Here is a 21,436-nt window from a genome sequence, read left to right on the forward strand (position 1 = left end):
GAGCGTGCGGTCGCTCGTCGCCTTGGGAGCGTTGTCGAGGCTCGGGCTTCAGCCCGCGAGGCCGCTCAGGAACGCCTTGATGTCGTCCATCATGGTTCGCTCGGATGCCATGGGCAGGCTCTCGTCCTGAGACCAGCCGACCATGCTGTCGTCGTAGAGCGATACGTTCTCATAGCCGAGAAGCTCATGCAGGACGAACCAGTTGGTTGCCGCCCAGTGGCCGGTGTTGCAGTAGGAGACCATCTCCACGCTCTTGTCCGCGAGGTTCTCAGGGACGAGTCTTGCGATGGTCGCCGTATCCTTCAGCCGCCCGGCCTTGTCGTCGTAGAATGTCGCCTGGTCGAGGTTGACCGCGCCGGGAATGCGTCCGAAGCGGGTCGCCTTGGAATGCTTGCCCTTTCCTGAGAACTGGGCGGCCGGACGTCCGTCGATCAGGACGGTCGAGGAGTTCATGCGACGCGCGACGTCCGAGGTCGCCGAGAGGTAAGAGGCGCGCGGTTCGGCGATGAACATGTCTCCGATAGGCGCGACGGGGCCGGCTTCCAGATCTCGTTCCTCTTCCTTCCAGCGGCGGTGGCCGCCATCAAGGATCGCGACGTCGTCGTGGCCCAGATACTTCAGCGTCCAGTAAATGCGCGCGGCGGCGCCAAATTCACTGCTGTTGCCGCCGGCGGGGACGATCACGACGGTCTTGCCGTCCGCGACGCCCAGTTCGGAGAGGGCCGCCTCCAGCTTTTCCACGGACGGAAGTACGCCGACAACGCTCTCGCGGTCGGTGCGCCAGTATCCGGGGTATTCGCTCCAGAGCGCCCCCGGGATGTGCCCGGCAAGATAATCCTTCTTGCCGGAACCCGCGAACGGAGACCGAATGTCGAGAACGACCATATCCGGTTCTCCGAGGTGCTCCGCGAGCCAGTCGGTGGAAACGAGCGGCGTGATGTTGGTCGCCGCCGCGACCGGCGTGACGGCGAGCGAAACGGCCAGGGCGACAAGGCCCGCGACCTTGCGAAGGGCGTACATGGGAAAACTCCCTGAAATGCTGATTTTCAAGGAGTGAGTTGACATCGGATTGAAAAAGCGGCAAGCGAAATCAGGCTGGATATTGGAAGAAAAATCCGAATTTCTCCATGATGAAGGGCCTTGAAGAAAATCGGCTTCGTTGGATTGGATTTCATTGGAAAATGAATCCTGTCACTGCAGCCCAACGCAGGACTCGATCATGATCGATCGCATAGACCGACGCATTCTCTCGATCCTCCAGGAGGATTGTACCATTCCCGTTGCCGAGGTCGGGCGGCGCGTCGGGCTGTCGACCACGCCCTGCTGGCGCCGCATCCAGAAGCTTGAAGAGGATGGTGTCATCAAGCGCCGGGTCGCCATCCTCGATCCGCGCAAAGTCAACGTGAAGGTGACGGCCTTCGTGGCGATCACCACCTCGCGGCACAATGACGACTGGCTGCGCAAGTTTGCCGATGTGATCTCGGAGTTCCCGGAAGTCATCGAGTTCTATCGCATGGCGGGGCAGGTCGACTATCTGCTGCGCGTCGCGGTGCCGGATATCGAGGCCTATGACGCTTTCTACAAAAGGCTGATCGCCAAGATCGATATTTCGGATGTGTCGACTTCCTTCGCGATGGAGCAGATCAAGTCGACCAGCGAACTACCGCTGGCCTATATCCCGACCGAGAAGCCGCGAACGGAGCGTGAGAGCTGAGACGTCTGCCTTGCTTCACATTCGAAATTCTTAATATGTAGTGGTGTCGGCTCCTTGTAGGCGGTATCATTTCCGGGAGTGGCGAATGCGCCGCGTTTCGGCATCGGAAGCGAAATCGGGAGGGCTGATCATGCGGAAGGAAGCAGGGCGATGGATGCGTCAGGCGGCTTTTTCCGGAGTGCTTTGCGCGCTTGCACCGGCGGCCTTCGCGCAATCGGCTCCCGAACTGCCTGAGGGGGTCGTGTCGCATACGGTCGAGCGGCCCTACGACGACGTTCGTTTCGACATGGAAAACGCGATCATCAATCGCGGGCTGGTCATCGATCACGTCTCGCATATTGGCGAAATGCTCGCTCGAACCGGAGCGGATGTCGGATCGGACAAGGTCGTGTTCGAGAACGCGGACGCGATGATGTTCTGTTCCGCCCGGCTGTCGCGTGCGGCCATGGAAGCGTCGGCGGGCAATATCGCCTTCTGCCCCTATGTGGTCTTTGCCTTTGAGACACCGGACACACCGGGTCGGGTGACTGTCGGCTTTCGGAAGCTGGAAGAGACCGGCTCCGGTGCCTCGCGCAAGGCGCTTTCGGATGTAAACGCGCTGCTTTCGGAGATCGTCGCGGAAGCGGCGGGGGAGTAGCGCGAAATGTGAAACGCCCGGCACTCGTGTCCCGGGCGTTTCGTGCGTCCTGAAGATAGCCTGCCGTCCAAAGCGGCTATTTGGCGCTGGCGTTTTCCAGCCGGGCGATCAGGCTCGATGTATCCCAGCGGTTGCCGCCCATGGCCTGGACCTCGGCATAGAACTGGTCCACCAGGGCGGTCACGGGAAGCCGGGCTCCGGTCTCGTTCGCGGTCTTCAGGCAGATGCCCAGATCCTTGCGCATCCAGTCGACGGCAAAGCCGTAGTCGAATTTGCCGTCACGCATGGTTTCCCAGCGGTTTTCCATCTGCCAGGACTGCGCGGCTCCCTTGGAGATGACGCCGATCACCTTCTCGACGTCGAGATCGGCGCTTTTCGCGAAGTGGATCGCCTCGGAGAGGCCCTGAACGAGACCGGCGATACAGATCTGGTTGACCATCTTGGCGAGCTGTCCGGCGCCCGACGGTCCCATCAGTCCAACCATCTTCGCAAAGCAGTCGATCACGGGTTTGGCAGTGTCGAAGGTCGAACTGTCGCCGCCGACCATGACCGTCAATGCGCCATTCTCGGCACCGGCCTGACCGCCGGAAACCGGGGCGTCGAGGAAGGCGAAGCCCTTTTCGGCCGCCGCAGCTGACAGTTCGCGTGCGACCTCGGCCGAAGCGGTCGTGTTGTCGATGAAGATCGCGCCGGGCTTGATCGTCGAGAAGGCACCGTCAGGACCGGTTGTCACGGCGCGCAAGTCCTCGTCATTGCCGACGCAGCAGAAGACGAAGTCGCAGTCGCGGGCGGCTTCCGCCGGCGTCTTCGCGTGGCTTCCGCCGAATTCCGAGACCCACTTTTCAGCCTTTGTGGCCGTGCGGTTGTAGACCGTCACGTCATGTCCGCCACGGGTTCTCAGGTGACCGGCCATCGGATACCCCATGACCCCAAGACCGATGAATGCAACCTTCGCCATCGCGCTTCATTCCCTATCTGGTGAGCTTTTGTACTGTTTCCGGAGACGGGCAAAGGCCTTAAGCCCCGCCCGTCATCCGCTCACCATCCTGTTTAGCGCATCGGCCCTCTGATGTCAGGTCACCCGACGCCTTGCCGTATCCGTCTCGCGGACCGGCGCAAGGGGCTTCGTATCAAGCGGGGTCGGGCGGGGTGCCCGCGTTCCCCCGTGCGGCGCTCCTGCTTCGCGGAGGGTTGCGATCATCATGGTATCTGCAAGAATGGTAATCATTCGTCCTGCCTCCTGCATGTTTGAAACTGGCTGAAACATGCCGATCCACATTCATTCAGGCGAGTCAGGAAGATCTTTAATATGTTAGATGAGATTACATATGGACTGGACGCACCTGCCGCCGCTGTCGGCACTTCGTGCTTTTGCGACCGTCGCGGAGGAGGGGACGCTTTCGGCGGCCGGCCGCCGTTTGAACGTCAGTCATGCCGCCATCAGCCAGCAGGTGCGCTCGCTGGAGGACTGGTTCGGGTGCAGGCTGGTACGTCGGGAAGGGCGCGGTGTTTGCCTGACCGATGAAGGCAGGCAACTCGCCGGGCATCTCGACACGGCCTTTCGCGGTATCCGCAAAGCGGTTGATGAGCTTTCGCAGGCCGGGCAGGCGCGTCCGCTTCAGGTCACGATGACGCCATCCTTTGCCGTGCACTGGCTGATGCCGCGCCTGTCGGAGTTTCGCCATCTGCACCCGGGGATCGAACTGAGCATGAATCCGACGGGCGAGATCGTGGATCTCCAGCCGGGGGGGATCGATCTGGCGCTTCGCTACGGCTCCGGCGAATGGCCCGGGCTGGAGTCCGAGGCACTCATGCACACACCGACCGTCGTGGTCGCGGCCCGGAGTCTCGTTGGAGACCGCGTTTTCGATGACCCGTCCAGCCTCGCGGACTTTCCCTGGATGCAGGAATACGGCACGGACGAGATCTCGGCATGGTTCGAGAGCCAGGGAGTCCGTCCGCCGCCTCAGATCGATATCACCCACATGCCGGGCTACATGCTGCTGGAGGGGCTCCGGAACGGGGATGGCATCTCGATTGCCTCGAAGGCCTTCATCCAGCCACTCATCTCCTCGGGAGCGCTTCGCGTCCTCTTCGAGAAGAAGGATCCGGGCTACGGCTTTCACATGGTGACGTTGCCCGGAGTTAAGCGGGCCCCGCTGAAGGTCTTCATGTCCTGGCTGCGGGCGCACGCGTCTCGCGACGGAATGCGGGCGGCGGGTGATGCCGCCGCGCACTCCGAAGGGTGAGGTTCATTCGCCAGCGGCGAGGGGCGACAGTGCATGCATCAGGTCGGCGATCAGGTCGTCGGCGCTTTCGATGCCGACTGACAGGCGTATCAATCCCTCGGGAATGCCGCTGGCATCGCCCTCGATCGTGCGCCGGTGCTCGACCAGACTTTCGACGCCACCGAGCGAGGTGGCGCGTTTGATCAGCTTGAGCCGTCCCACGACGCCAAGTGCGTCCTGTGCGCTGCCCTTGGTAATGAAGGACATCAGGTAGCCGTATCCGTCATGCATCTGCCGGGTCGCCAGAGAATGCCCCGGATGGGTCGGCAGTCCGGGATACAGGACGGTCTCGACCATTGGGTGGGCCTGAAGCGCTTCGGCAATCGCCTGGGCATTCGAGCACATGCGTTCGATGCGGAGCGAGAGGGTCCGCAGGCCGCGCAGCAGAAGATAGGCTTCGAAGGCCGGCAGCACCGCTCCGGCGTCGTGGCGTTCTTCGCGGATGAACTTCCAGGCATCGCTGTCCGCGTCGCGGCAGGAGACGACCCCGGCCAGAACATCCGAATGACCGTTCAGGGCCTTGGTTGCGGAATGGAGGACCAGATCGGCACCAAGCTCCAGCGGGCGCATGAGAATCGGTGTTGCGGCGGTCGCGTCCACGGCAGTCACAGCCCCCGCGTTGCTGGCGACCTTTGCAATCGAGGCGATGTCCGTCATGCCGAGATAGGGGTTTGACGGCACCTCGATCAGCACCAGCGCCGGACCGCTTTCACTGATCGTTTCGCAGAAGCGTTCCGTGTCGGTCGCGTCGGCCTCGATCAGGGCGATGCCTGCGTGCTGGCAGTGCTTGCGCAGCCACAATGTGGTTCCCCAATAGATGCCCGACTGCACGAGGATCGTTTGCTCGGGGCGGACCATGCGCACCGTCGCGGCAATGGCAGCCATGCCGGAAGCAAAGAGACGCGCCTCGGCGCCACCCTCCAGGTCCGCGATCAATGCCTCCGTCTGGCGGGTCAGGTCATTGTCGTCGCGTGAGTAGAGGTGCGAGGGGCTCGTGAGCCGATAGCTTTCGTCGCGTGCGAAGGTTGTTGCCGTCTGGATCGGCGGGACCACGGCTCCGGTCTGCGGATCGATGCCACCGCCACCGTGGGCAAGGCGGGAAGCGGGCGAAATCTTCGCGTTGCGAGGGTCTTGCATCTTATTGGTCCGGTGAAGACCGCACGGCGCGCGGCAGGTTGGCCCTGCAGGCGCACGCATCGGTCAAGGTGGGTTTCACCGCCCAGATAAAGCATGTTTGACCGACGCGCGAAACAGGCCGGTGCTGTCGGGGAGCTTCATCAGCGGCGCACGAGGTGCCTGGTCAGGCGCTTTTCCAACTGGTCCCAGATCCGGCGCAGTGTCTCCACGATCAACAGATAGAGGACGGCTGCCCAGATATAGGCCTGGAAGTCGTAGGTGCGCGAGAAGGACCGCCCCGTCACGCCCATGATGTCGTAGATGGTGATGATCGAGGCAATGGCGGAGCCCTTGATCATCAGGATCAGCTCGTTGCCGTAAGGCCTCAACGCCACGATCATGGCCTGGGGCAGGATGATCTTGCGCAGGGTGACAAAACGTCCGAGCCCCAGCGCCTTTGCCGCCTCCCACTGGCCGCGGTCTATGTTGCGGATGGCGCCGCGCAGGATTTCCGCCTGATAAGCGGAGGTATTCAGGGAAAAGGCGAAGATCGCGCAGTACCAGGCATCGCGAAAGAACCACCACAGTCCGGCATCCTTCAGCAGCGGCTGGAAGCTGCCGGAACCGTAGTAGATCAGGAAGGTCTGGGCGATGAGTGGTGTGCCGCGAAAGAAATAGACGTAGGCGAAGGCCGGCACGGCGAGAAGAGCGTTGCGCGAGGCTCGGGCCATGGCCACTGGAATCGAGATCACCGCTCCGATCACCATGGAGGCGCCGACAAGCTTCAGTGTCGTGAGGACACCGTCCTCATAGCGCTGCCAGTAGTTGGCCAGAAAGTCTCCGCCGACACGGCCGCCCAGATAGGTCAGCAGCCAGATGCCGGCGACGATCCAGAGGGCCATCAGAACGTTGCCGGTGATCCGCGTGGCCGACCAGCGCCGCGCGGGTGCCGGAGGTGGCGGGGCAGGGGGCAGAGACGCCTTCTGGACATAGGCGGTCATCGGCGGACCTCCCCGCGTCCACTCCAGCGTTCGATCCGTGAGAGACCTACGGAAGAAACAATCGCGAGCGCGAGATAGATCAGGCACGCGAGCCCGTAAAAGAGGAAAGGTTCCTTTTCGACGCGCGCGGCAACACCCGTCCAGCGCAGGAGGTCGTTGAGGCCGACGATGGAGACCAGAGCCGTATCCTTGAGCAGGATCAGCCAGAGATTACCGAGCGCGGGAAGGGCAAGGCGGATCAGTTGCGGCAGAATGATGAGGCGCATCGTCTGCGAGCGGTTCAGGCCGAGAGCGAAGCCGCCCTCATACTGCCCCTGCCGAATGCCGCGAAACGCCGAGAGAAACGCTTCCGAGGCGTAGGAGGAAAACACCACCGCGAGTGCCACCATCCCCGCGACGAAGGAGTTCACGTCGAGACTGGCCTCAGGATTGAAGATCCTGACCATCTGGTTCAGCAGGATCGGGACGCCGTAGTAGACGAGGAACAGCGTCAGAAGCTCGGGAAGACCACGAAAGATCGTGGTGTAGATGTCCGCGGCGGTCCTGAGGGAGCGTTCCGGGGATTGCTTCGCAAGAGCAATCAGGAACCCGAGCAAAAGACCAAGCGGCAGCGTGGCCACCGCGAGGCTGATCGTGACGAACACGCCATACGCGATTTCGTCGCCCCAGCCGTTCGGGCCGAAGGACAGGAGTGTGAGTGCTTCGTTCATCGGGCCGGGTCGGTTGGCCGGACCGGTTCCGGACCATGCGGGTCCGGCCGATCGCTCAGCGGTGCGGACGGCTTGAAAACGGCGAACGCTGGAAATGCGGTCGGGCGGCGTACATCACTTCAACCGGGGACCGGGAGTGGTCCTCGATGAACGTTCTGCCGTCCCGACCGCGCTTCCGCTATCAGTCGCCGTAAACGTCGAAGTCGAAGTACTTCTTCTGAACCTCGGCATACTTGCCGTTCTCGCGGATCGCCTTGATGGCATCGTTGAACATGGCCTTCAGGTCGTCCTCGCCCTTGCGAATGGCGATGCCCACACCCTCACCATTGATGACGGGATCCGGCGTCAGTGTTCCCAGAAGCTTGCAGCAGGCGCCGTCGTCCGTTCCCAGCCACTCCGACAGCACCACGACATCATCGATGACCGCATCGAGGCGGCCCGACGAAATGTCGAGCTTGTACTCGTCCGGCGTCGGATAGAGCTTCAGCTCCGCGTCGGGAAGCTTGGCCTCGGCGTAGTTGGAGTGGGTCGTCGAAGACTGGGCGCCCAGCAGCTTGCCGTCGAGAGCGGCAGCGGTCGCCTCGGTGATGTCGCTGTCCTTCGGGACGGCGATCGCCGGAGGCGTATTGTAGTACTTGTTGGTGAAATCGACTTCCTTCTTGCGCTCCTCGGTGATCGACATGGAAGCGATGATGGCGTCGAACTTGCCGGCGTTCAGGGCCTGGATGATGCCGTTCCAGTCCTGCGTGACGAACTCGCATTCAACCTTCATCTGCTCGCAAAGCGCCTTGGCGATATCCACGTCGAAGCCGGTCAGCGTGCCGTCGGAAGTCAGATAGTTGAACGGGGGATAGGCTCCCTCCGTCCCGATACGCACCTTGGTCCAGTCCTTGGCCTGCGCACCGCTCACGGCACCGAAAATCATGGCCGCGACTGCTGCAATCTTCATGAGACGCATGTGTTGTTCCCCTGTGGTCCCTCGATTTTTCGTGGAACGGCTTCGCGTTCCTTCGAGCTTTCATATTCCCACCATCCCCGAAGGAAGTTCAATAGCCTTACGTTGGGGAGCGTGTTCATTTTTTCAGGGGATGAAAGTTTCTCCGTTCAGTCCGGGAACCGGGCCTGTCCTGGACTCAGCGCGGGGCGAGGCCGAACTCGGAAAAGGGGATGAAGTCCACGAGCGAGCCGCGGGCAACCTCCGTCGCAACCTCGGGGATTTCGATAAGTCCGTCGGCTGCGCGCAATCCCGAGATGAGCCCGGAGCCGTCACGTTCGAACTTCTCCACCACCGTGTTGCCACGGTCGTCTCTCGCCAGTCGGCCGCGATAGAACTCGCGCCGGTCCGGCTTCTTCCGGTCGACCTGAAAGGCCGCGGGAATCTGGAAGCGTCGTGGCGTGGTGAAGCCCGCGCCCCCGAGTGCCGAGATCACCGGGCGTGCATAAAGCAGGAAGCAGATCATCGCGGCGACGGGGTTTCCCGGCAGGCCCAGAACGACGCAATCGCCAATCTGTCCGAAGCTCATGGGCCGACCCGGCTTGATCGCCAGTTGCCACATGTGGCGCCTGCCGAGGCGGTCGAGTGTCTCGACAAGGTGATCTTCCTCGCCATGCGAGGCCCCGCCTGTCGTCAGGATCACGTCATGCGAGCTTGCGGCCCCGGAGAGCGCGTCAGCCAGACTGTCCGCGCGGTCCTCGATCACACCGAGATCGGTCGTGTCCGCGCCAGCCGTGCCGGCAAGGGCCCGGAGCAGAAAATGGTTGGAATCGTAGACGCCTCCGTCGGGCAGCGTCTCCCCGGGACGGCGTATCTCGTCACCGGTCGAGACAAGTGCAATCCGGGGCCGGCGGAAGACTGTTGCTTCCGGTGCGCCGGTGGAGGCGATGGCGGCAAGGTCCTGGGGGCGCAACCGTGTGCCGGGCGAAAGGAGTTCGGCTCCCGCCGCAATGTCCTCGCCGGCACGTCGCCTGTTTGCTCCGGCTTTCAGCCCGCCGGGGATTTCAACGCTCCGTCCCCCATCCAGGTCGTGAACGCGACAGTCCTCCTGCATTGCGACACTGTCCGCGCCCTGCGGCATGACGGCTCCGGTGAAGATGCGTGCCGCCGTGCCCGGTGCAAGGGCGGAGATGGCCGGATGTCCGGCCGGGATCCTGGTGCTTACCGGGAGAGTGCCGCCGCCTGCAGGCAGGTCGGCATGCCGGAAGGCAAACCCGTCGACGGCGGCGTTGTCGGTCAGGGGGACATCGCGGGGGGCGGACACCGTTTCCGCGAGAATACGGCCGTTCGCTTCGGCAAGCGCGATCCTCTCGTGGCCGACAACGCAGGTGACACGCTCCTTGAGGATGGACAGCGCCTCGGCGTGTGTCAGCCTGTCGCGGTCGTGTAGAAAGCAGTCGTCGAGAAGGCGTCGTTCACCTGTCACCCGCGTCGTCTCCCTTGTCGTTCAATGCGCAAAGGTCCGTAATGAAGTCCGCGATCCCGGCGACGTCGTCGATATCGAAAACCGGCAAGGCGGTCGCTTCGACGGCGTGATCGGCTGCGATTGCGCGCACGTTCGGTACGCTGCCCTCAAGCGCGCCGTCGCGCGCCGACGCCTTTCGCCGCACTTCGATCTTGGGGTGACCGGACTTCTTGTAGCCTTCCACGAGAACAACGTCGCAGGGGGCAAGCCGGTCGAGCACCTCCTCGAGCGTCGGCTCCGGGTCTTCGCCGAGTTCGCGCATCAGGGCGATACGCTTCGAACTCACCAGAGCAACCTCTCGGGCGCCGGCCAGGCGGTGGCGATGGCTGTCGGTTCCCGGCGTGTCCACGTCCACGTTGTGATGGGCTTTCTTCACCGTCGCGACCCTATGGCCGCGCCGGGTCAACTCGGCGATGAGGCGTTCCACAAGGGTGGTCTTGCCCGAGTTCTTCCAGCCGGAAACACCGACAACGGGAGCGTGCTTTTCGCTCATGAGGAGCCTTTCCGCACGAAAGCTTCGGCCTGCGTCAGGTCTTCCGGTGTGTTGATGTTGAAAAACGGGTCGTGGCCGTCTTCCTCGAACTCCGCGCGGGCGTTGGGATGCATGTCCACGAATGCCAGGACCTTCCCGGTCGTTCCCTCCCGGAGGAAGGCGTCGAGCGCATCCGCGTGTGCAAGCGGCCAGTATCCGAAGACGGGGTGGTTGTGTCCGCCACAGCGGGCCAGAACGATCCGGTCGCGTTCGCCGGCCCTGGCATCCAGAAGGCGTTCCGTCAGGTCGGTCGGGAAGAAGGGCGTGTCTCCGGCAACCGAGATGATACCCTCGATGCGAGGCTGATGCTCCTGCGCCCATCGCAGGCCCGCCAGCACACCCGCCAGGGGACCGGCGAAGCCTCCAACAGGATCCGCCGCGACGGGAAGGCCGAATTCCGAAAACCGTGCCGGGTCGCCATTGGCGTTCAGCATCATCGTGTCCACCTGCGGTCGCAAGCGGTCAACGACGTGGCTCAGGATCGGTCGGCCATCAAGCACAAGCATCGGCTTGTCACCGCCACCCATGCGCCGCGCGAGCCCTCCCGCGAGGATGCAGCCGATTGTGGTATCGGAAGCGGTCATGACATCTCCTTGCCCGAGGTCGCACCCTTTCGCCGGCTGCGAGCAGGTTCGGCCTCCGCCTGGGACGGGTCCGCATCGTGAATCACGCGCTGGGGAGCTGACAGGACGATAAACCGTTGGCCGCGAGCGCGTCCGATGAGCGTCAGGCCGACACGGCGGGCAAGCTCCACGCCCCATGCCGTGAAACCCGAGCGCGACACGAGAATGGGAATACCCATCATTGCCGTCTTGATGACCATCTCGGATGTCAGGCGACCGGTGGTGTAGAAGACCTTGTCCTGCGGCGCGATGTTCTCGAGCCACATCCAGCCGGCGATCTTGTCCACCGCATTGTGCCGGCCGACATCCTCCATGTAGGCGACCGCCCGATCCTCCTGGCACAGCACACAGCCGTGAATGGCGCCGGCTGCAAGATAAAGCGAGGGGGCGGTGTTGATCGTGCGGGTGAGCTTGTGCAGGGCCGATGTGCGAAGCCGCGCGTCCGGATCCAGGCGGATGTCGTCGAAGCGCTCCATCATGTCACCGAAGACCGTTCCCTGGGCGCATCCCGAGGTGCGCACCTTCTTCTTCAGCTTGTCCTCATAGTCGGTTTCGCGCTCGGTGCGCACGACCACGACCTCAAGGTCGTCGTCGTAGTCGATGCCGGTGATGCGATCATCCCCGCGCAGCATGTTCTGGTTCAGTAGATAGCCTACGGCCAGGAGGTCCGGCCGGTCGCCGATCGTCATCATCGTGACGATCTCCTGTGAGTTCAGGTAGAGCGTCAGAGCGCGCTCCGTGACCACGTTGATTTCCACCTCCGCGCCGGTCTGGTCGAAACCCGAGACGGGGACGGACAGGCGCGAATCCTCGGGATCCGGGTGGATCAGGAACTCCGGTAGAGCTCGAAGAGCGTGCTTGCTGCCGTCTGTTGTGCTGTCCCGCCGCACTGAATCCCCTCCGCCGGGATGTGCCCCGTGCGCTGCTTCGTGAAGCCGACAAACTAGGGAGCATTCACAGGGTCTGGCAAGGGTGCCGGAGGGGCGGGGGACCGTGTCGAGAGATCAGGCGCTGAGGCGTCGGGAAACTTCGTGCGATCGGGACAGGCGGGCGGATGCAAAGACGGAAACCGAGATAAGGTCATCGTGCGAGACCAGCTCCGGAGCCTGCATGATCGGCATGGCGAGGCTGGCAAGAACACCGTCGTGAGCGTCGAGCGTGTCGCAGAAGAACAGCGGAGCGTTCGGCAACAGCGTCACGGCATCGATGCGGCGGTCGATCACTGTCAGGTCGTGATGGCGGCGGTCAGCCTCGATTCGGGAAAAGGTCGCCTCGAGGGCGTGGGCGGGTCCTTCAAGAACCTGGAAGAAGGTGGTGCCATTCATGATCAGCGCACCGCGCAGCCCCGTACGGGCATTGTTGGTGCGCGCCGTGGCAACGATCCGCTCGAGCTCCTCCTCGAGCGATAGCGTCATTTCGGCAAAGGTCAGCGCACTGCGGTAGCAAAGCCGCGAGATCGACATTTTCGTTGGTCCCATCGAGATCATCATGGGACAGCACGATAGTCGGCACCTGTTGGGGTTCTGTAATTCGGTGCGGGAATTCTGAAATCAATTCATTAACTTGGCGGCAAGCACGATCCAAGGGAGCGGTTGCGGAGACGAGAAGGCGGTCGAAGCCGCCCCCGAATCCTTAGTCTACACCAGCATGGCGCGCTGGGTCTGGCGAGCGGGCGCCAGGCGTTCCGTCAGCGGCGCGATGATCCTTGCGGCTGCCGCAATGTCGGGAGATGAGGTCAGGCTTGCGGTGTCGATGGGCGTTCCATCCGCCGTGCCGCTCCGGCGCAGGTCGGCGAAATAGAGCCAGCAGCGGGAAAACACGCGTTCGCTGATCTCGCCTTGCGCAATCTCCGTGATGTCCGACAGCCGGGAGTCGCGCCCGACGCAGTCACGTGTGTCCGCGAGGCCGCGCGAGTTGCCCTCCAGCCAGCACACGATGCTGTCGGAGGAGAGAAGCAATGCACCCGTCACACCATTCAGGCGGTTGAGTTTGCGGGCGCGGTCGAGGGTTGCCTCGAGTTCGGCTTCAACGGAGCCCGAGACCGCTGACCAGTCGATGCGGGCGGAAAAGCACAGTGCGGAGAGGGGCATCTTTCTTGTCCTGACGTGGAGCATTCTCTCAAGCCCCGATTGTGCGCACGACAACCTGTGGGAACGGTTAAGCGAGGGCTGCCGCAAGGACTAAAATACGATCTTTCGCATCACGATTTTCGACAGGCTGAAACAGATTTCACGAAACGCGGCATGTGGAAGCAGGAGGCGCGGTGGCGCGATCCGTCATTGACGGAAGGCACTTTCCCCTTACGTTGCGCATCAAGAACGAACGAGGAAAACATGTTCTGGAAATCACGAGGGAGCGGGATGCCGACGCGCGAGGACGTTCTGAAGGAGCTTTCCAAGGTCAAGGGACCCGACCTGGAAGGAGACATCGTTTCGTTGGGGCTGGTGTCCGAGGTCTTCATTTCCGAGGGGCGGGTGATCTTCTCGATCACGGTTCCCGCCGAACGGGCCCAGGAACTGGAACCGCTGCGACAGGCCGCCGAACGTGTTGTGGCGAAAATGCCGGGTGTCGAAAAGGCACTGGTGGCGCTGACATCCGAGCGCAAGGGCGGCGGGGGGCAGCCGCAGCAGGCCCAGCCTGTGCGTCCGGCGCCCGCGGCGGGCGACGCCGGCAGCGTTCCCCCGCCCATGCAGGCGCGAGGAGCGGGGGCTGGCGCGAAGGCGGGTGGCTCGACGGCGAAGCCCGGCGTTCCCGGGGTGAAGTCGATCATTGCCGTGGCCTCGGGCAAGGGCGGTGTCGGCAAGTCCACGACCACCTGCAACCTGGCGCTTGCCTTGCAGGCCAACGGGTTGAAGGTCGGCGTTCTGGACGCCGACATCTACGGCCCGTCCATCCCCCGGCTTTTCCATGTCACCGGGCGCCCTGAACCCGTATCGGGCCGTATTCTGAAGCCGCTTGAAGGCTATGGCATCAAGGTGATGTCCATGGGGTTCCTCGTGGATGAGGAAACGCCCATGATCTGGCGTGGTCCCATGGTGATATCGGCCATCACGCAGATGCTGCGTGAAGTGGAGTGGGGTGATCTCGACGTTCTGGTGGTCGACATGCCGCCGGGCACGGGCGACGCACAGCTTACCATGGCGCAAAACGTGCCGCTGGCCGGTGCCGTGATTGTTTCGACGCCGCAGGACCTTGCGCTTATCGATGCGCGCAAGGGGCTGAACATGTTCCGCAAGGTGGATGTTCCACTTCTCGGGATCATCGAGAACATGAGCTATTTCCTGTGCCCCGATTGCGGAAATCGCCATGACATCTTTGGTCACGGCGGCGCGCGCACGGAGGCCGAGCGTCTGGGTGTTCCGTTCCTTGGCGAAGTTCCGCTCGACATGGAAATCCGCGAGACTTCCGATGCGGGCACGCCGGTGACGGTATCCGCGCCCGATGGCCCTCATGCGCGCATCTACCGCGATATCGCGACCAAGGTTCAGTCCGAGATCGAACGTAACCGGGAAGATGGTCACCGCGCCGCGCCGAATATCGTGATCGAGAGCTGAGACGTCGGTTTCCGACAACGTCGTGCGAGTGAAGATTGAACGCCCGCTGTCGGGTGCCTGTTGCAGGTGGCCGACAGCGGGCGTTCGCGTTTGCGTGAGGCGAGGCCGGTGCGAAGTGACTTTTAAACCTGAGAGATTCTGTCCGAATTGTTCTGTTGGCGTGTGTTTCCCAGGTGCCACCGCGAAAATCGCGAATGTCTGAACGGAGTGGTTACCAATCGGAATCGGACGATTGTGCGATGCACAATTCATCTCGCCTGGCAGAGACTGTGTCCCGTGTCTTTTTATGTTCTTTTGTTCGTCAAATAACTGTTTTCATGGATGAAAAATGATTTTTGACGTTGGCGTTGCAGCACGGAAAGCGTTTGCCGCAACGGCATAGGACCGGTTATTCTGACAATGAGGGAGAATTGCATGACGGCAGGCAGCGATGTCCGTTCGGCGAAGGCTGTTTCGGGCGCGGTCGACAATACGATGGGCCATGGTGGCGCGAGCCTTTCGCCGATAGGCGAGGAGGACCGTGCCCGTGCGACGCTTTACGGCCTTCTGGCGAGTTCACTGGAAGCGCCGGTCGGCTCCGAGTGGCTTTCCGTCGTTGGTGCCCTTGAAGGCGCGGAAGGCGATGTCGGCATGGCGCTCGCCGATGTTGTTCGCCTGACCCGCGAAGCTGATCCTGCCCGCTTGGCCCGCGACTACCACGACCTCTTCATCGGCGTTGGACGCGGTGAGCTCATTCCCTATGGATCGTTCTACCTTACCGGCTTTTTGAACGAAAAGCCGCTTGCGAGGTTGCGCGCGGAAATGCGGCGCCTCGGCATTGAGCGTGATCCCGAGGTGAAGGAGCCGGAGGATCACATCGCCGCCGAGTGCCAGATCATGGCGGGGCTGATCCTGGGAGACTTCGGCTCAGGGGCGGGGGATGACGCGTCGACCTTCTTCCGGGACCACCTGGGAATTTGGGCTCCGTATTTCTTCCGCGACCTTGCCGCCACATCCGTTGGTGACCTTTATCCGGCGATCGGCCGGCTCGGTGTGTCCTTCATGGCGGTCGAGGCGGACCTGAACACGATGTTCGAAGACGAGGGAGCGGCTCGGGCCACCTGACCCGTTCTCACCCAGACGTCGCGCCGGGAAGTTCCAGGTGCGGCGACCAGACTGAACAACCGGCGTGGTCGAGGCCAGACAGTGGTGACCGGGCCGAGCATGAGGAGAGAAGCATGAAACGCAAGGACACGGCCGTGGAAGCCGATCGCCGCAGCTTTCTCAAGCTCGCGGGCCTTGGTGCGGCGGCGGCACCGATGACGCTTGTGGCCGGAGGTGCCGAGGCGGCCGAGGCCCCGTCCGAGAAGGCGGCGGGCTACCGCGAGACGGATCACGTGAAGCGTGCCTACGAGACGGCGCGCTTCTGATCGACTGATGATGCCGTGCGCCGGCTGGTCCGGCGCGGTGGCCCAGACAATTCAAACAGGACGTCGGTGCGGGTAAGGCCCTGGCCGCCGGCGGATCGAGGGAGAAACGGGATGCTGAGGAAGAAGACGAGTTCCGTCGCCAGCCGAACGCGGCTTGCCTCCGCCATCGAGGCGATGGGCGCTAGCGCGATGGACCGTCGCGCGTTCCTGCGTCGCTCGGGTCTTGCCGCCGGCGGTCTCGCCGCAGCCGGCACCCTGACGGGCGGAATGGTTCGCAAGGCGAAAGCCGCCGGTCCGACGGCTGCGACGGCAGAGATCAAGAAGACCGTCTGCACGCATTGCTCGGTCGGCTGCACGGTGCTGGCCGAGGTGCAGGACGGTGTTTGGACCGGGCAGGAGCCGGGGTTCGACAGCCCGTTCAACCTTGGGTCTCATTGTGCGAAGGGCGCGTCCGTGCGTGAGCACGCTCATGGCGAGCGGCGGCTCAAGTATCCGACCAAGCTCGTGAACGGCAAGTGGGAGCGGGTGTCCTGGGAGCAGGCGATCAACGAGATCGGCGACCAGATGATGAAGATCCGCGACGAAAGCGGACCCGACAGCGTCTACTGGCTCGGCTCCGCCAAGCATTCCAACGAGCAGGCCTATCTTGTCCGCAAGTTCGCTGCCTTCTGGGGGACGAACAACGTCGACCACCAGGCGCGTATCTGTCACTCGACCACGGTCGCGGGTGTTGCCAACACCTGGGGCTACGGCGCGATGACGAACTCCTACAACGACATCCATAATTCCAAGGCGATCCTGATCATCGGCGGCAACCCCGCCGAGGCGCATCCGGTTTCCCTTCTGCACGTCCTCAAGGCGAAGGAAGAGAACAATGCGCCGCTGATCGTCTGTGATCCGCGCTTCACGCGCACCGCGGCGCACGCGAGCGAGTATGTCCGGTTCCGCCCGGGCTCCGACGTCGCGCTCGTCTGGGGCATCCTCTGGCATATCTTCGAGAATGGCTGGGAGGACAAGGAGTTCATCCGCCAGCGTGTCTGGGGCATGGACGAGATCAAGACCGAGGTCGCCAACTGGGCGCCCGACGAGGTCGAGCGTGTCACCGGCGTTCCGGGCTCGCAGCTCAAGCGCGTCGCGCGCACGCTGGCCAACAACCGTCCGGGCACGCTGATCTGGTGCATGGGCGGCACACAGCACACCAACGGCAACAACAACACCCGTGCCTACTGTGCGCTGCAGCTCGCGCTCGGCAACATGGGCAAGGCCGGTGGCGGCACCAACATCTTCCGTGGTCATGACAATGTGCAGGGCGCGACGGACCTTGGTGTCCTCGCCGACACGCTGCCTGGCTACTATGGCCTGTCCAAGGGGTCCTGGGGGCATTGGGCGCGCGTTTGGGACGTTTCCTTCGACAACCTTGCCGGCCGTTTCGCGACCATGAAGAAGCCGGACGGCTCGGATCGCGAGATGATGTTCGAGACCGGCATCCCGGTGTCGCGCTGGATCGACGGCGTGCTGGAGGACAAGGAAAACCTCGTCCAGCCGGACAACACCCGCGCGATGGTCTTCTGGGGCCATGCCCCGAACTCGCAGACCCGTTTGCCGGATATGAAGCGGGCGATGGAGAAGCTTGATCTTCTCGTCATCATGGACCCGTTCCCGACGATGTCGGCGATCATGCATGACCGCAAGGACGGCGTGTATCTCCTGCCGGCGACGACCCAGTTCGAGACCTACGGGTCGGTGACGGCGTCCAACCGGTCGATCCAGTGGCGCGAGAAGGTCGTGGAGCCCCTGTTCGAGTCGAAGCCCGACCATGTCATCGCCTATCTTCTGGCGAAAAAGTTCGGCTTCGCGGAAGACCTCTTCAAGAACATCGAGGTCAATGGCGAAGAGCCGCTCATCGAGGACCTGACCCGCGAGTTCAACCGGGGCATGTGGACTATCGGCTACACCGGGCAGTCGCCGGAACGCCTCAAGCTCCACATGGAGAACCAGCACACGTTCGACCGCACCACGCTGCGCGCGCGCGGCGGCCCGGCCGACGGCGACTTCTACGGCATGCCGTGGCCGTGTTGGGGAACCGCGGAGATGAACCATCCCGGCTCGGCCGTTCTCTACGATACCTCACTTCCCGTCGCCGAAGGCGGCATGGGCTTCCGGGCCCGCTTCGGCGTCGAGCGCAATGGGGACAACCTGCTCGCCGAGGGCTCCTGGCCCGTGGGGTCGGAGATCGAGGACGGGTATCCCGAGTTCACCATGGCCATGCTGATCAAGCTTGGCTGGGACAAGGACCTCACGCCCTACGAGCGCCAGACGATCGAATGGGTCGCGGGAATGCGTGATGCTCGTCCGTCTTCCGAAGAGGTCGGCGAGACCTCCCAGACAGGCGACATGCCGTCCGACTACGACGAGAAGGTTGGCGGCGTGAACTGGAAGACCGACCTGTCCGGCGGTATCCAGCGCGTTGCGATCGCACACGGTTGCGCCCCCTACGGCAACGCCAAGGCCCGTGTGGTCGTGTGGACCTTCCCCGATCCGGTGCCGCTGCACCGCGAGCCTCTGTACACGGTACGCCGTGACCTGCTCGACAAGTATGCGACCTACGAGGACAAGACCTTCTGGCGTGTCCCGACCCGCTACGAGTCGATCCAGAAAACGGACTATTCCAAGGACTTCCCGATCATTCTCACCTCGGGACGCCTGGTGGAATACGAAGGTGGCGGCGACGAAACCCGCTCCAACCCGTGGTTGGCGGAGCTGCAGCAGGACATGTTCATCGAGGTCAACACCCGGGATGCCAACGATCTGGGCGTCCGCGATGGCGAGATGGTCTGGGTGCACGGTCCCGAGGGCGGCAAGGTCAAGGTGATGGCGATGGTGACCGAACGTGTCGGCACCGGCGTTGCCTTCATGCCGTTCCACTTCGGCGGTCACTGGCAGGGCGAGGACCAGCGCAGCAAGTACCCGAAGGGCGCCGATCCATACGTGCTCGGCGAGGCGACGAACACCGCCCAGACCTACGGCTACGACAGCGTCACCCAGATGCAGGAAACCAAGGCCACGCTTTGCCGCATCGAGCGCATCGGCTGAGGCTTGACACATATGGCCGCCCGCGGCCGGCGAAGCTGCCTTCGCCGCGGGCCCGAGCCTCAGGAAAATGACGAGGAGAGATCATGGCACGGATGAAATTCCTCTGTGACGCCGAGCGCTGCATCGAGTGCAACGCATGCGTCACCGCCTGCAAGAACGAGCATGAGGTGCCGTGGGGCATCAATCGCCGCCGGGTTGTCACCATCAATGACGGCAAGCCGGGCGAGCGATCCATTTCGGTTGCCTGCATGCACTGTTCCGACGCGCCCTGCATGGCCGTCTGCCCGGTGGATTGCTTCTACCAGACCGAGGAGGGCGTGGTCCTTCACTCCAAGGACCTTTGCATCGGCTGCGGTTACTGTTTCTACGCGTGCCCCTTTGGCGCGCCGCAGTATCCGCAGGCCGGCAACTTCGGTTCACGCGGCAAGATGGACAAGTGCACCTTCTGCGCTGGTGGCCCGGAGGCCGACAACTCTTCGGCCGAATACGCCAAGTACGGCCGCAACCGTCTCGCGGAGGGCAAGCTGCCGCTCTGTGCCGAGATGTGCTCGACCAAGGCCCTTCTTGCCGGTGACGGCGACGTCGTGTCGTCGATCTATCGCGAGCGCATCGTTGCCCGCGGGTTCGGCTCGGGTGCCTGGGGCTGGGGCACTGCCTATGAGCAGAAGGCCGGCAATATCTGAAGGTGACAGCCCGCGCTCAAGGGAAGAGCCCAGGGACGGACGGGCCTTTTCTGACCGGATGCAGGCCAGCATGGCCGCAAGACAGGGATGTCCGGGGCACCGGGCATCCCTGTGGTGCAGGCAGGCGGGGTTCCCCGGCGGGCGCCGGGCGACATGAAGCAGGAGCATTGATGTGAGATCCGCACGTGCAGGATGGGGTGCCTTGGCCATGTCGGCGATCGTCCTGGCGCTGGTGCCGGGATGTCGGGAGGACGAGCAGAACCGACCGTTGCATCTTGAGAAAGGCGTCTACCAAGGCAAGGCGGATCGACCGCTGACGGATGAGGAACGCCGCGAACTGCGCCACCGCGGTCTGCGCCAGCAGTTCTGACCTGAACGGCAAGCCCGGGTGCATGCCCGGAGAGGAGCAAGAGAATGTCCGGACTTTCGATCCCGGGGCATGGCCTGTTGCAGGCGGTACGCCGTTTCGCCGAGTCCGGCGTGAGGTGTTGCCGCCCGGTTGTGCTCGCCCTTTGCCTCGGTGCGGTTCTTGGCGGCCTGTTGGCTGCGAGCGGGCCCGCGCTGGCCCAGCAGGGTGTCGCGCAGGAAATTCCGAGCGAGAACCCGGTGCAGGGACATGTCCCTGGAAACACGCTCGGGACGACTTCGGATTCCGACCTCTGGCGTGCCGTGCGCAGCGGTGCCGCCGGCAAGGTCTCCATTCCCGACGAGAAGTCCGCGACGCTGGTGCAGTCGGAGGGGGAACTCTGGCGCGCTCTGAAGAACGGCCCGATCGCGCTTTACGGCAGTTGGGCGCTGCTCGGCATGGTCGTCATGCTTTGCCTCTTTTTCGCGTTGCGTGGACGCATCCGGATCGAGCACGGCCGCTCGGATGAGACCATTACCCGCTTCGAGGCGATCGAGCGGTTCGGACATTGGCTCACCGCCGTCTCCTTCGTTGTCCTGGGACTGACGGGCCTGAATGTCATGTACGGCCGGTATGTACTGCTGCCGGTGATCGGCCCGGACGCGTTCTCGCTGGTGACGTGGTGGGGCAAGCACCTGCACAACTATCTGGCCTTTGCGTTCATGGCAGGCCTTGTGATGATCTTTCTGATGTGGGTGCGGCACAACATTCCCGACCGCACGGACATCAAGTGGGTGCTGCAGGCCGGCGGGCTGTTCTCCAAGCATCTTCATCCGCCGGCGAAGAAGTTCAATGCCGGCCAGAAGGTCATCTTCTGGCTGACTATCCTTGGTGGCGCCTCGATCTCCATCTCCGGCTGGTCCTTGCTGTTTCCCTACACCACCCATTTCTTTTCCGACACGTTCGCCCTGGTGAATGCTGTGGCGGGGACGGAACTGGCGACGCCGCTCACGGTGCTGCAGGAGCAGCAGCTCGCGACACTCTGGCACTCGATCATGGGTGTGTTTCTGGTCTGCGTGATCATTGCCCACATCTACATCGGCTCGCTCGGCATGGAGGGGGCGTTCGATGCGATGGGCTCCGGTGAAGTCGACCTGAACTGGGCCAAGGAACACCATTCGCTCTGGGTTGAAGAAGTGCAGGCCCGCGAGACCCGGTCGGGAGGGCAGGGGCCCTCGGCACAGCCCGCCGAATAGGCGATGGGAACCTGC

Annotated in this window: 22 protein-coding genes; 10 read left to right on the forward strand and 12 right to left on the reverse strand. The window is 63.2% G+C overall.

The features are described 5' to 3' along the window. Positions 1-48 precede the first annotated feature (48 nt). On the reverse strand, positions 49-1,020 hold the full coding sequence (locus ACYX4S_RS07635; RefSeq protein WP_476362466.1) for a sulfurtransferase: 972 nt from the start codon (positions 1,018-1,020) through the stop codon (positions 49-51). 202 nt (positions 1,021-1,222) lie between these two features. Between ACYX4S_RS07635 and ACYX4S_RS07640 the strand changes: the two genes are divergently transcribed. Together ACYX4S_RS07640 and ACYX4S_RS07645 are read left to right on the forward strand one after the other, a co-directional pair. Continuing rightward, a complete protein-coding gene (locus tag ACYX4S_RS07640; RefSeq protein ID WP_293721522.1) occupies positions 1,223-1,714 on the forward strand; it encodes an Lrp/AsnC family transcriptional regulator in 492 nt (163 codons plus the stop codon). Positions 1,715-1,844: 130 nt separating this feature from the next. Beyond that, positions 1,845-2,351 carry a DUF302 domain-containing protein gene (locus ACYX4S_RS07645; protein ID WP_476362467.1) on the forward strand — a complete coding sequence of 169 codons (507 nt, stop codon included), beginning with the start codon at positions 1,845-1,847 and terminating at the stop codon, positions 2,349-2,351. Between the two features lie 76 nt (positions 2,352-2,427). On the opposite strand, the gene ACYX4S_RS07650 is transcribed toward ACYX4S_RS07645, so the two are convergent. Beyond that, the gene (locus ACYX4S_RS07650; RefSeq protein WP_476362468.1) at positions 2,428-3,309 is read right to left on the reverse strand and encodes an NAD(P)-dependent oxidoreductase; all 882 of its coding nucleotides are present in this window, start codon (positions 3,307-3,309) and stop codon (positions 2,428-2,430) included. A 370-nt stretch (positions 3,310-3,679) separates the two neighbouring features. Between ACYX4S_RS07650 and ACYX4S_RS07655 the strand changes: the two genes are divergently transcribed. Continuing rightward, positions 3,680-4,600 (forward strand): LysR family transcriptional regulator, encoded by a 921-nt coding sequence (locus tag ACYX4S_RS07655; protein WP_476362469.1) that lies wholly within the window; start codon positions 3,680-3,682, stop codon positions 4,598-4,600. Positions 4,601-4,603: 3 nt separating this feature from the next. On the opposite strand, the gene ACYX4S_RS07660 is transcribed toward ACYX4S_RS07655, so the two are convergent. The 10 genes from ACYX4S_RS07660 to ACYX4S_RS07705 all read right to left on the reverse strand — a co-directional run bounded on the left by ACYX4S_RS07660 (position 4,604) and on the right by ACYX4S_RS07705 (position 13,170). Then, positions 4,604-5,776 (reverse strand): trans-sulfuration enzyme family protein, encoded by a 1,173-nt coding sequence (locus tag ACYX4S_RS07660; RefSeq protein WP_476362470.1) that lies wholly within the window; start codon positions 5,774-5,776, stop codon positions 4,604-4,606. Between the two features lie 140 nt (positions 5,777-5,916). Then, positions 5,917-6,756, reverse strand: a complete 840-nt coding sequence (locus ACYX4S_RS07665) for an ABC transporter permease (protein ID WP_476362471.1) — start codon at positions 6,754-6,756, stop codon at positions 5,917-5,919. Then, on the reverse strand, positions 6,753-7,466 hold the full coding sequence (locus tag ACYX4S_RS07670) for an ABC transporter permease (protein WP_476362472.1): 714 nt from the start codon (positions 7,464-7,466) through the stop codon (positions 6,753-6,755). The genes ACYX4S_RS07665 and ACYX4S_RS07670 overlap by 4 nt, the downstream gene beginning before the upstream one ends. A 181-nt stretch (positions 7,467-7,647) precedes the next feature. After that, positions 7,648-8,391, reverse strand: a complete 744-nt coding sequence (locus ACYX4S_RS07675) for an ABC transporter substrate-binding protein (RefSeq protein WP_422070337.1) — start codon at positions 8,389-8,391, stop codon at positions 7,648-7,650. Between the two features lie 208 nt (positions 8,392-8,599). Beyond that, positions 8,600-9,886: a molybdopterin molybdotransferase MoeA gene (locus tag ACYX4S_RS07680; RefSeq protein ID WP_476362473.1), complete on the reverse strand. Its 1,287-nt coding sequence runs from the start codon at positions 9,884-9,886 to the stop codon at positions 8,600-8,602. Next, positions 9,876-10,418, reverse strand: coding sequence for a molybdopterin-guanine dinucleotide biosynthesis protein B (mobB, locus tag ACYX4S_RS07685; RefSeq protein WP_476362474.1), 543 nt, complete (start codon positions 10,416-10,418; stop codon positions 9,876-9,878). Before mobB ends, ACYX4S_RS07680 begins: the two co-directional genes overlap by 11 nt. Beyond that, positions 10,415-11,041 (reverse strand): molybdenum cofactor guanylyltransferase MobA, encoded by a 627-nt coding sequence (gene mobA / locus ACYX4S_RS07690; RefSeq protein WP_476362475.1) that lies wholly within the window; start codon positions 11,039-11,041, stop codon positions 10,415-10,417. Before mobA ends, mobB begins: the two co-directional genes overlap by 4 nt. Continuing rightward, positions 11,038-11,970 (reverse strand): formate dehydrogenase accessory sulfurtransferase FdhD, encoded by a 933-nt coding sequence (fdhD, locus tag ACYX4S_RS07695; protein ID WP_476362476.1) that lies wholly within the window; start codon positions 11,968-11,970, stop codon positions 11,038-11,040. The genes mobA and fdhD overlap by 4 nt, the downstream gene beginning before the upstream one ends. A gap of 114 nt (positions 11,971-12,084) precedes the next feature. Then, a complete protein-coding gene (locus ACYX4S_RS07700; protein ID WP_476362477.1) occupies positions 12,085-12,558 on the reverse strand; it encodes a BLUF domain-containing protein in 474 nt (157 codons plus the stop codon). 159 nt (positions 12,559-12,717) lie between these two features. After that, positions 12,718-13,170 (reverse strand): BLUF domain-containing protein, encoded by a 453-nt coding sequence (locus tag ACYX4S_RS07705; protein ID WP_476362478.1) that lies wholly within the window; start codon positions 13,168-13,170, stop codon positions 12,718-12,720. 270 nt (positions 13,171-13,440) lie between these two features. Here ACYX4S_RS07705 and ACYX4S_RS07710 point away from each other — a divergent pair, with 270 nt between their 5' ends. The 7 genes from ACYX4S_RS07710 (at position 13,441) to ACYX4S_RS07740 (ending at position 21,421) form a co-directional block, all read left to right on the forward strand. Further along, positions 13,441-14,634, forward strand: coding sequence for an Mrp/NBP35 family ATP-binding protein (locus ACYX4S_RS07710; RefSeq protein WP_476362833.1), 1,194 nt, complete (start codon positions 13,441-13,443; stop codon positions 14,632-14,634). Between the two features lie 414 nt (positions 14,635-15,048). Continuing rightward, positions 15,049-15,738: a TorD/DmsD family molecular chaperone gene (locus tag ACYX4S_RS07715; RefSeq protein ID WP_476362479.1), complete on the forward strand. Its 690-nt coding sequence runs from the start codon at positions 15,049-15,051 to the stop codon at positions 15,736-15,738. Positions 15,739-15,851: 113 nt separating this feature from the next. Further along, on the forward strand, positions 15,852-16,043 hold the full coding sequence (locus tag ACYX4S_RS07720; protein ID WP_293721504.1) for a twin-arginine translocation signal domain-containing protein: 192 nt from the start codon (positions 15,852-15,854) through the stop codon (positions 16,041-16,043). A gap of 111 nt (positions 16,044-16,154) precedes the next feature. Beyond that, complete coding sequence (locus ACYX4S_RS07725; RefSeq protein WP_476362480.1) at positions 16,155-19,136, forward strand: formate dehydrogenase subunit alpha; 2,982 nt, start codon at positions 16,155-16,157, stop codon at positions 19,134-19,136. A gap of 83 nt (positions 19,137-19,219) precedes the next feature. Then, positions 19,220-19,819 carry a formate dehydrogenase FDH3 subunit beta gene (fdh3B, locus tag ACYX4S_RS07730; protein WP_293721506.1) on the forward strand — a complete coding sequence of 200 codons (600 nt, stop codon included), beginning with the start codon at positions 19,220-19,222 and terminating at the stop codon, positions 19,817-19,819. Positions 19,820-20,027: 208 nt separating this feature from the next. After that, complete coding sequence (locus ACYX4S_RS07735) at positions 20,028-20,189, forward strand: hypothetical protein (protein ID WP_476362481.1); 162 nt, start codon at positions 20,028-20,030, stop codon at positions 20,187-20,189. Positions 20,190-20,233: 44 nt separating this feature from the next. Then, positions 20,234-21,421 (forward strand): formate dehydrogenase subunit gamma, encoded by a 1,188-nt coding sequence (locus ACYX4S_RS07740; protein WP_476362482.1) that lies wholly within the window; start codon positions 20,234-20,236, stop codon positions 21,419-21,421. Positions 21,422-21,436 lie beyond the last annotated feature (15 nt).

Source organism: Stappia sp. ABD4_338 (genome assembly GCF_056312175.1).

Excerpts from the sequence above, each read along its gene's own strand:
- ACYX4S_RS07650 (WP_476362468.1), bottom strand. The coding sequence starts at position 3,309 with ATGGCGAAGGTTGCATTCATCGGTCTTGGGGTCATGGGGTATCCGATG.
- ACYX4S_RS07635 (WP_476362466.1), bottom strand. The coding sequence starts at position 1,020 with ATGTACGCCCTTCGCAAGGTCGCGGGCCTTGTCGCCCTGGCCGTTTCG.
- ACYX4S_RS07675 (WP_422070337.1), bottom strand. The coding sequence starts at position 8,391 with ATGATTTTCGGTGCCGTGAGCGGTGCGCAGGCCAAGGACTGGACCAAG.
- ACYX4S_RS07705 (WP_476362478.1), bottom strand. The coding sequence starts at position 13,170 with ATGCCCCTCTCCGCACTGTGCTTTTCCGCCCGCATCGACTGGTCAGCG.
- ACYX4S_RS07700 (WP_476362477.1), bottom strand. The coding sequence starts at position 12,558 with ATGGGACCAACGAAAATGTCGATCTCGCGGCTTTGCTACCGCAGTGCG.
- ACYX4S_RS07645 (WP_476362467.1), top strand. The coding sequence starts at position 1,845 with ATGCGGAAGGAAGCAGGGCGATGGATGCGTCAGGCGGCTTTTTCCGGA.
- ACYX4S_RS07710 (WP_476362833.1), top strand. The coding sequence starts at position 13,441 with ATGCCGACGCGCGAGGACGTTCTGAAGGAGCTTTCCAAGGTCAAGGGA.
- mobB (WP_476362474.1), bottom strand. The coding sequence starts at position 10,418 with ATGAGCGAAAAGCACGCTCCCGTTGTCGGTGTTTCCGGCTGGAAGAAC.
- ACYX4S_RS07665 (WP_476362471.1), bottom strand. The coding sequence starts at position 6,756 with ATGACCGCCTATGTCCAGAAGGCGTCTCTGCCCCCTGCCCCGCCACCT.
- ACYX4S_RS07735 (WP_476362481.1), top strand. The coding sequence starts at position 20,028 with ATGTCGGCGATCGTCCTGGCGCTGGTGCCGGGATGTCGGGAGGACGAG.
- ACYX4S_RS07715 (WP_476362479.1), top strand. The coding sequence starts at position 15,049 with ATGACGGCAGGCAGCGATGTCCGTTCGGCGAAGGCTGTTTCGGGCGCG.
- fdh3B (WP_293721506.1), top strand. The coding sequence starts at position 19,220 with ATGGCACGGATGAAATTCCTCTGTGACGCCGAGCGCTGCATCGAGTGC.
- ACYX4S_RS07720 (WP_293721504.1), top strand. The coding sequence starts at position 15,852 with ATGAAACGCAAGGACACGGCCGTGGAAGCCGATCGCCGCAGCTTTCTC.
- ACYX4S_RS07670 (WP_476362472.1), bottom strand. The coding sequence starts at position 7,466 with ATGAACGAAGCACTCACACTCCTGTCCTTCGGCCCGAACGGCTGGGGC.
- ACYX4S_RS07660 (WP_476362470.1), bottom strand. The coding sequence starts at position 5,776 with ATGCAAGACCCTCGCAACGCGAAGATTTCGCCCGCTTCCCGCCTTGCC.
- ACYX4S_RS07725 (WP_476362480.1), top strand. The coding sequence starts at position 16,155 with ATGCTGAGGAAGAAGACGAGTTCCGTCGCCAGCCGAACGCGGCTTGCC.
- mobA (WP_476362475.1), bottom strand. The coding sequence starts at position 11,041 with ATGACCGCTTCCGATACCACAATCGGCTGCATCCTCGCGGGAGGGCTC.
- ACYX4S_RS07740 (WP_476362482.1), top strand. The coding sequence starts at position 20,234 with ATGTCCGGACTTTCGATCCCGGGGCATGGCCTGTTGCAGGCGGTACGC.
- ACYX4S_RS07655 (WP_476362469.1), top strand. The coding sequence starts at position 3,680 with ATGGACTGGACGCACCTGCCGCCGCTGTCGGCACTTCGTGCTTTTGCG.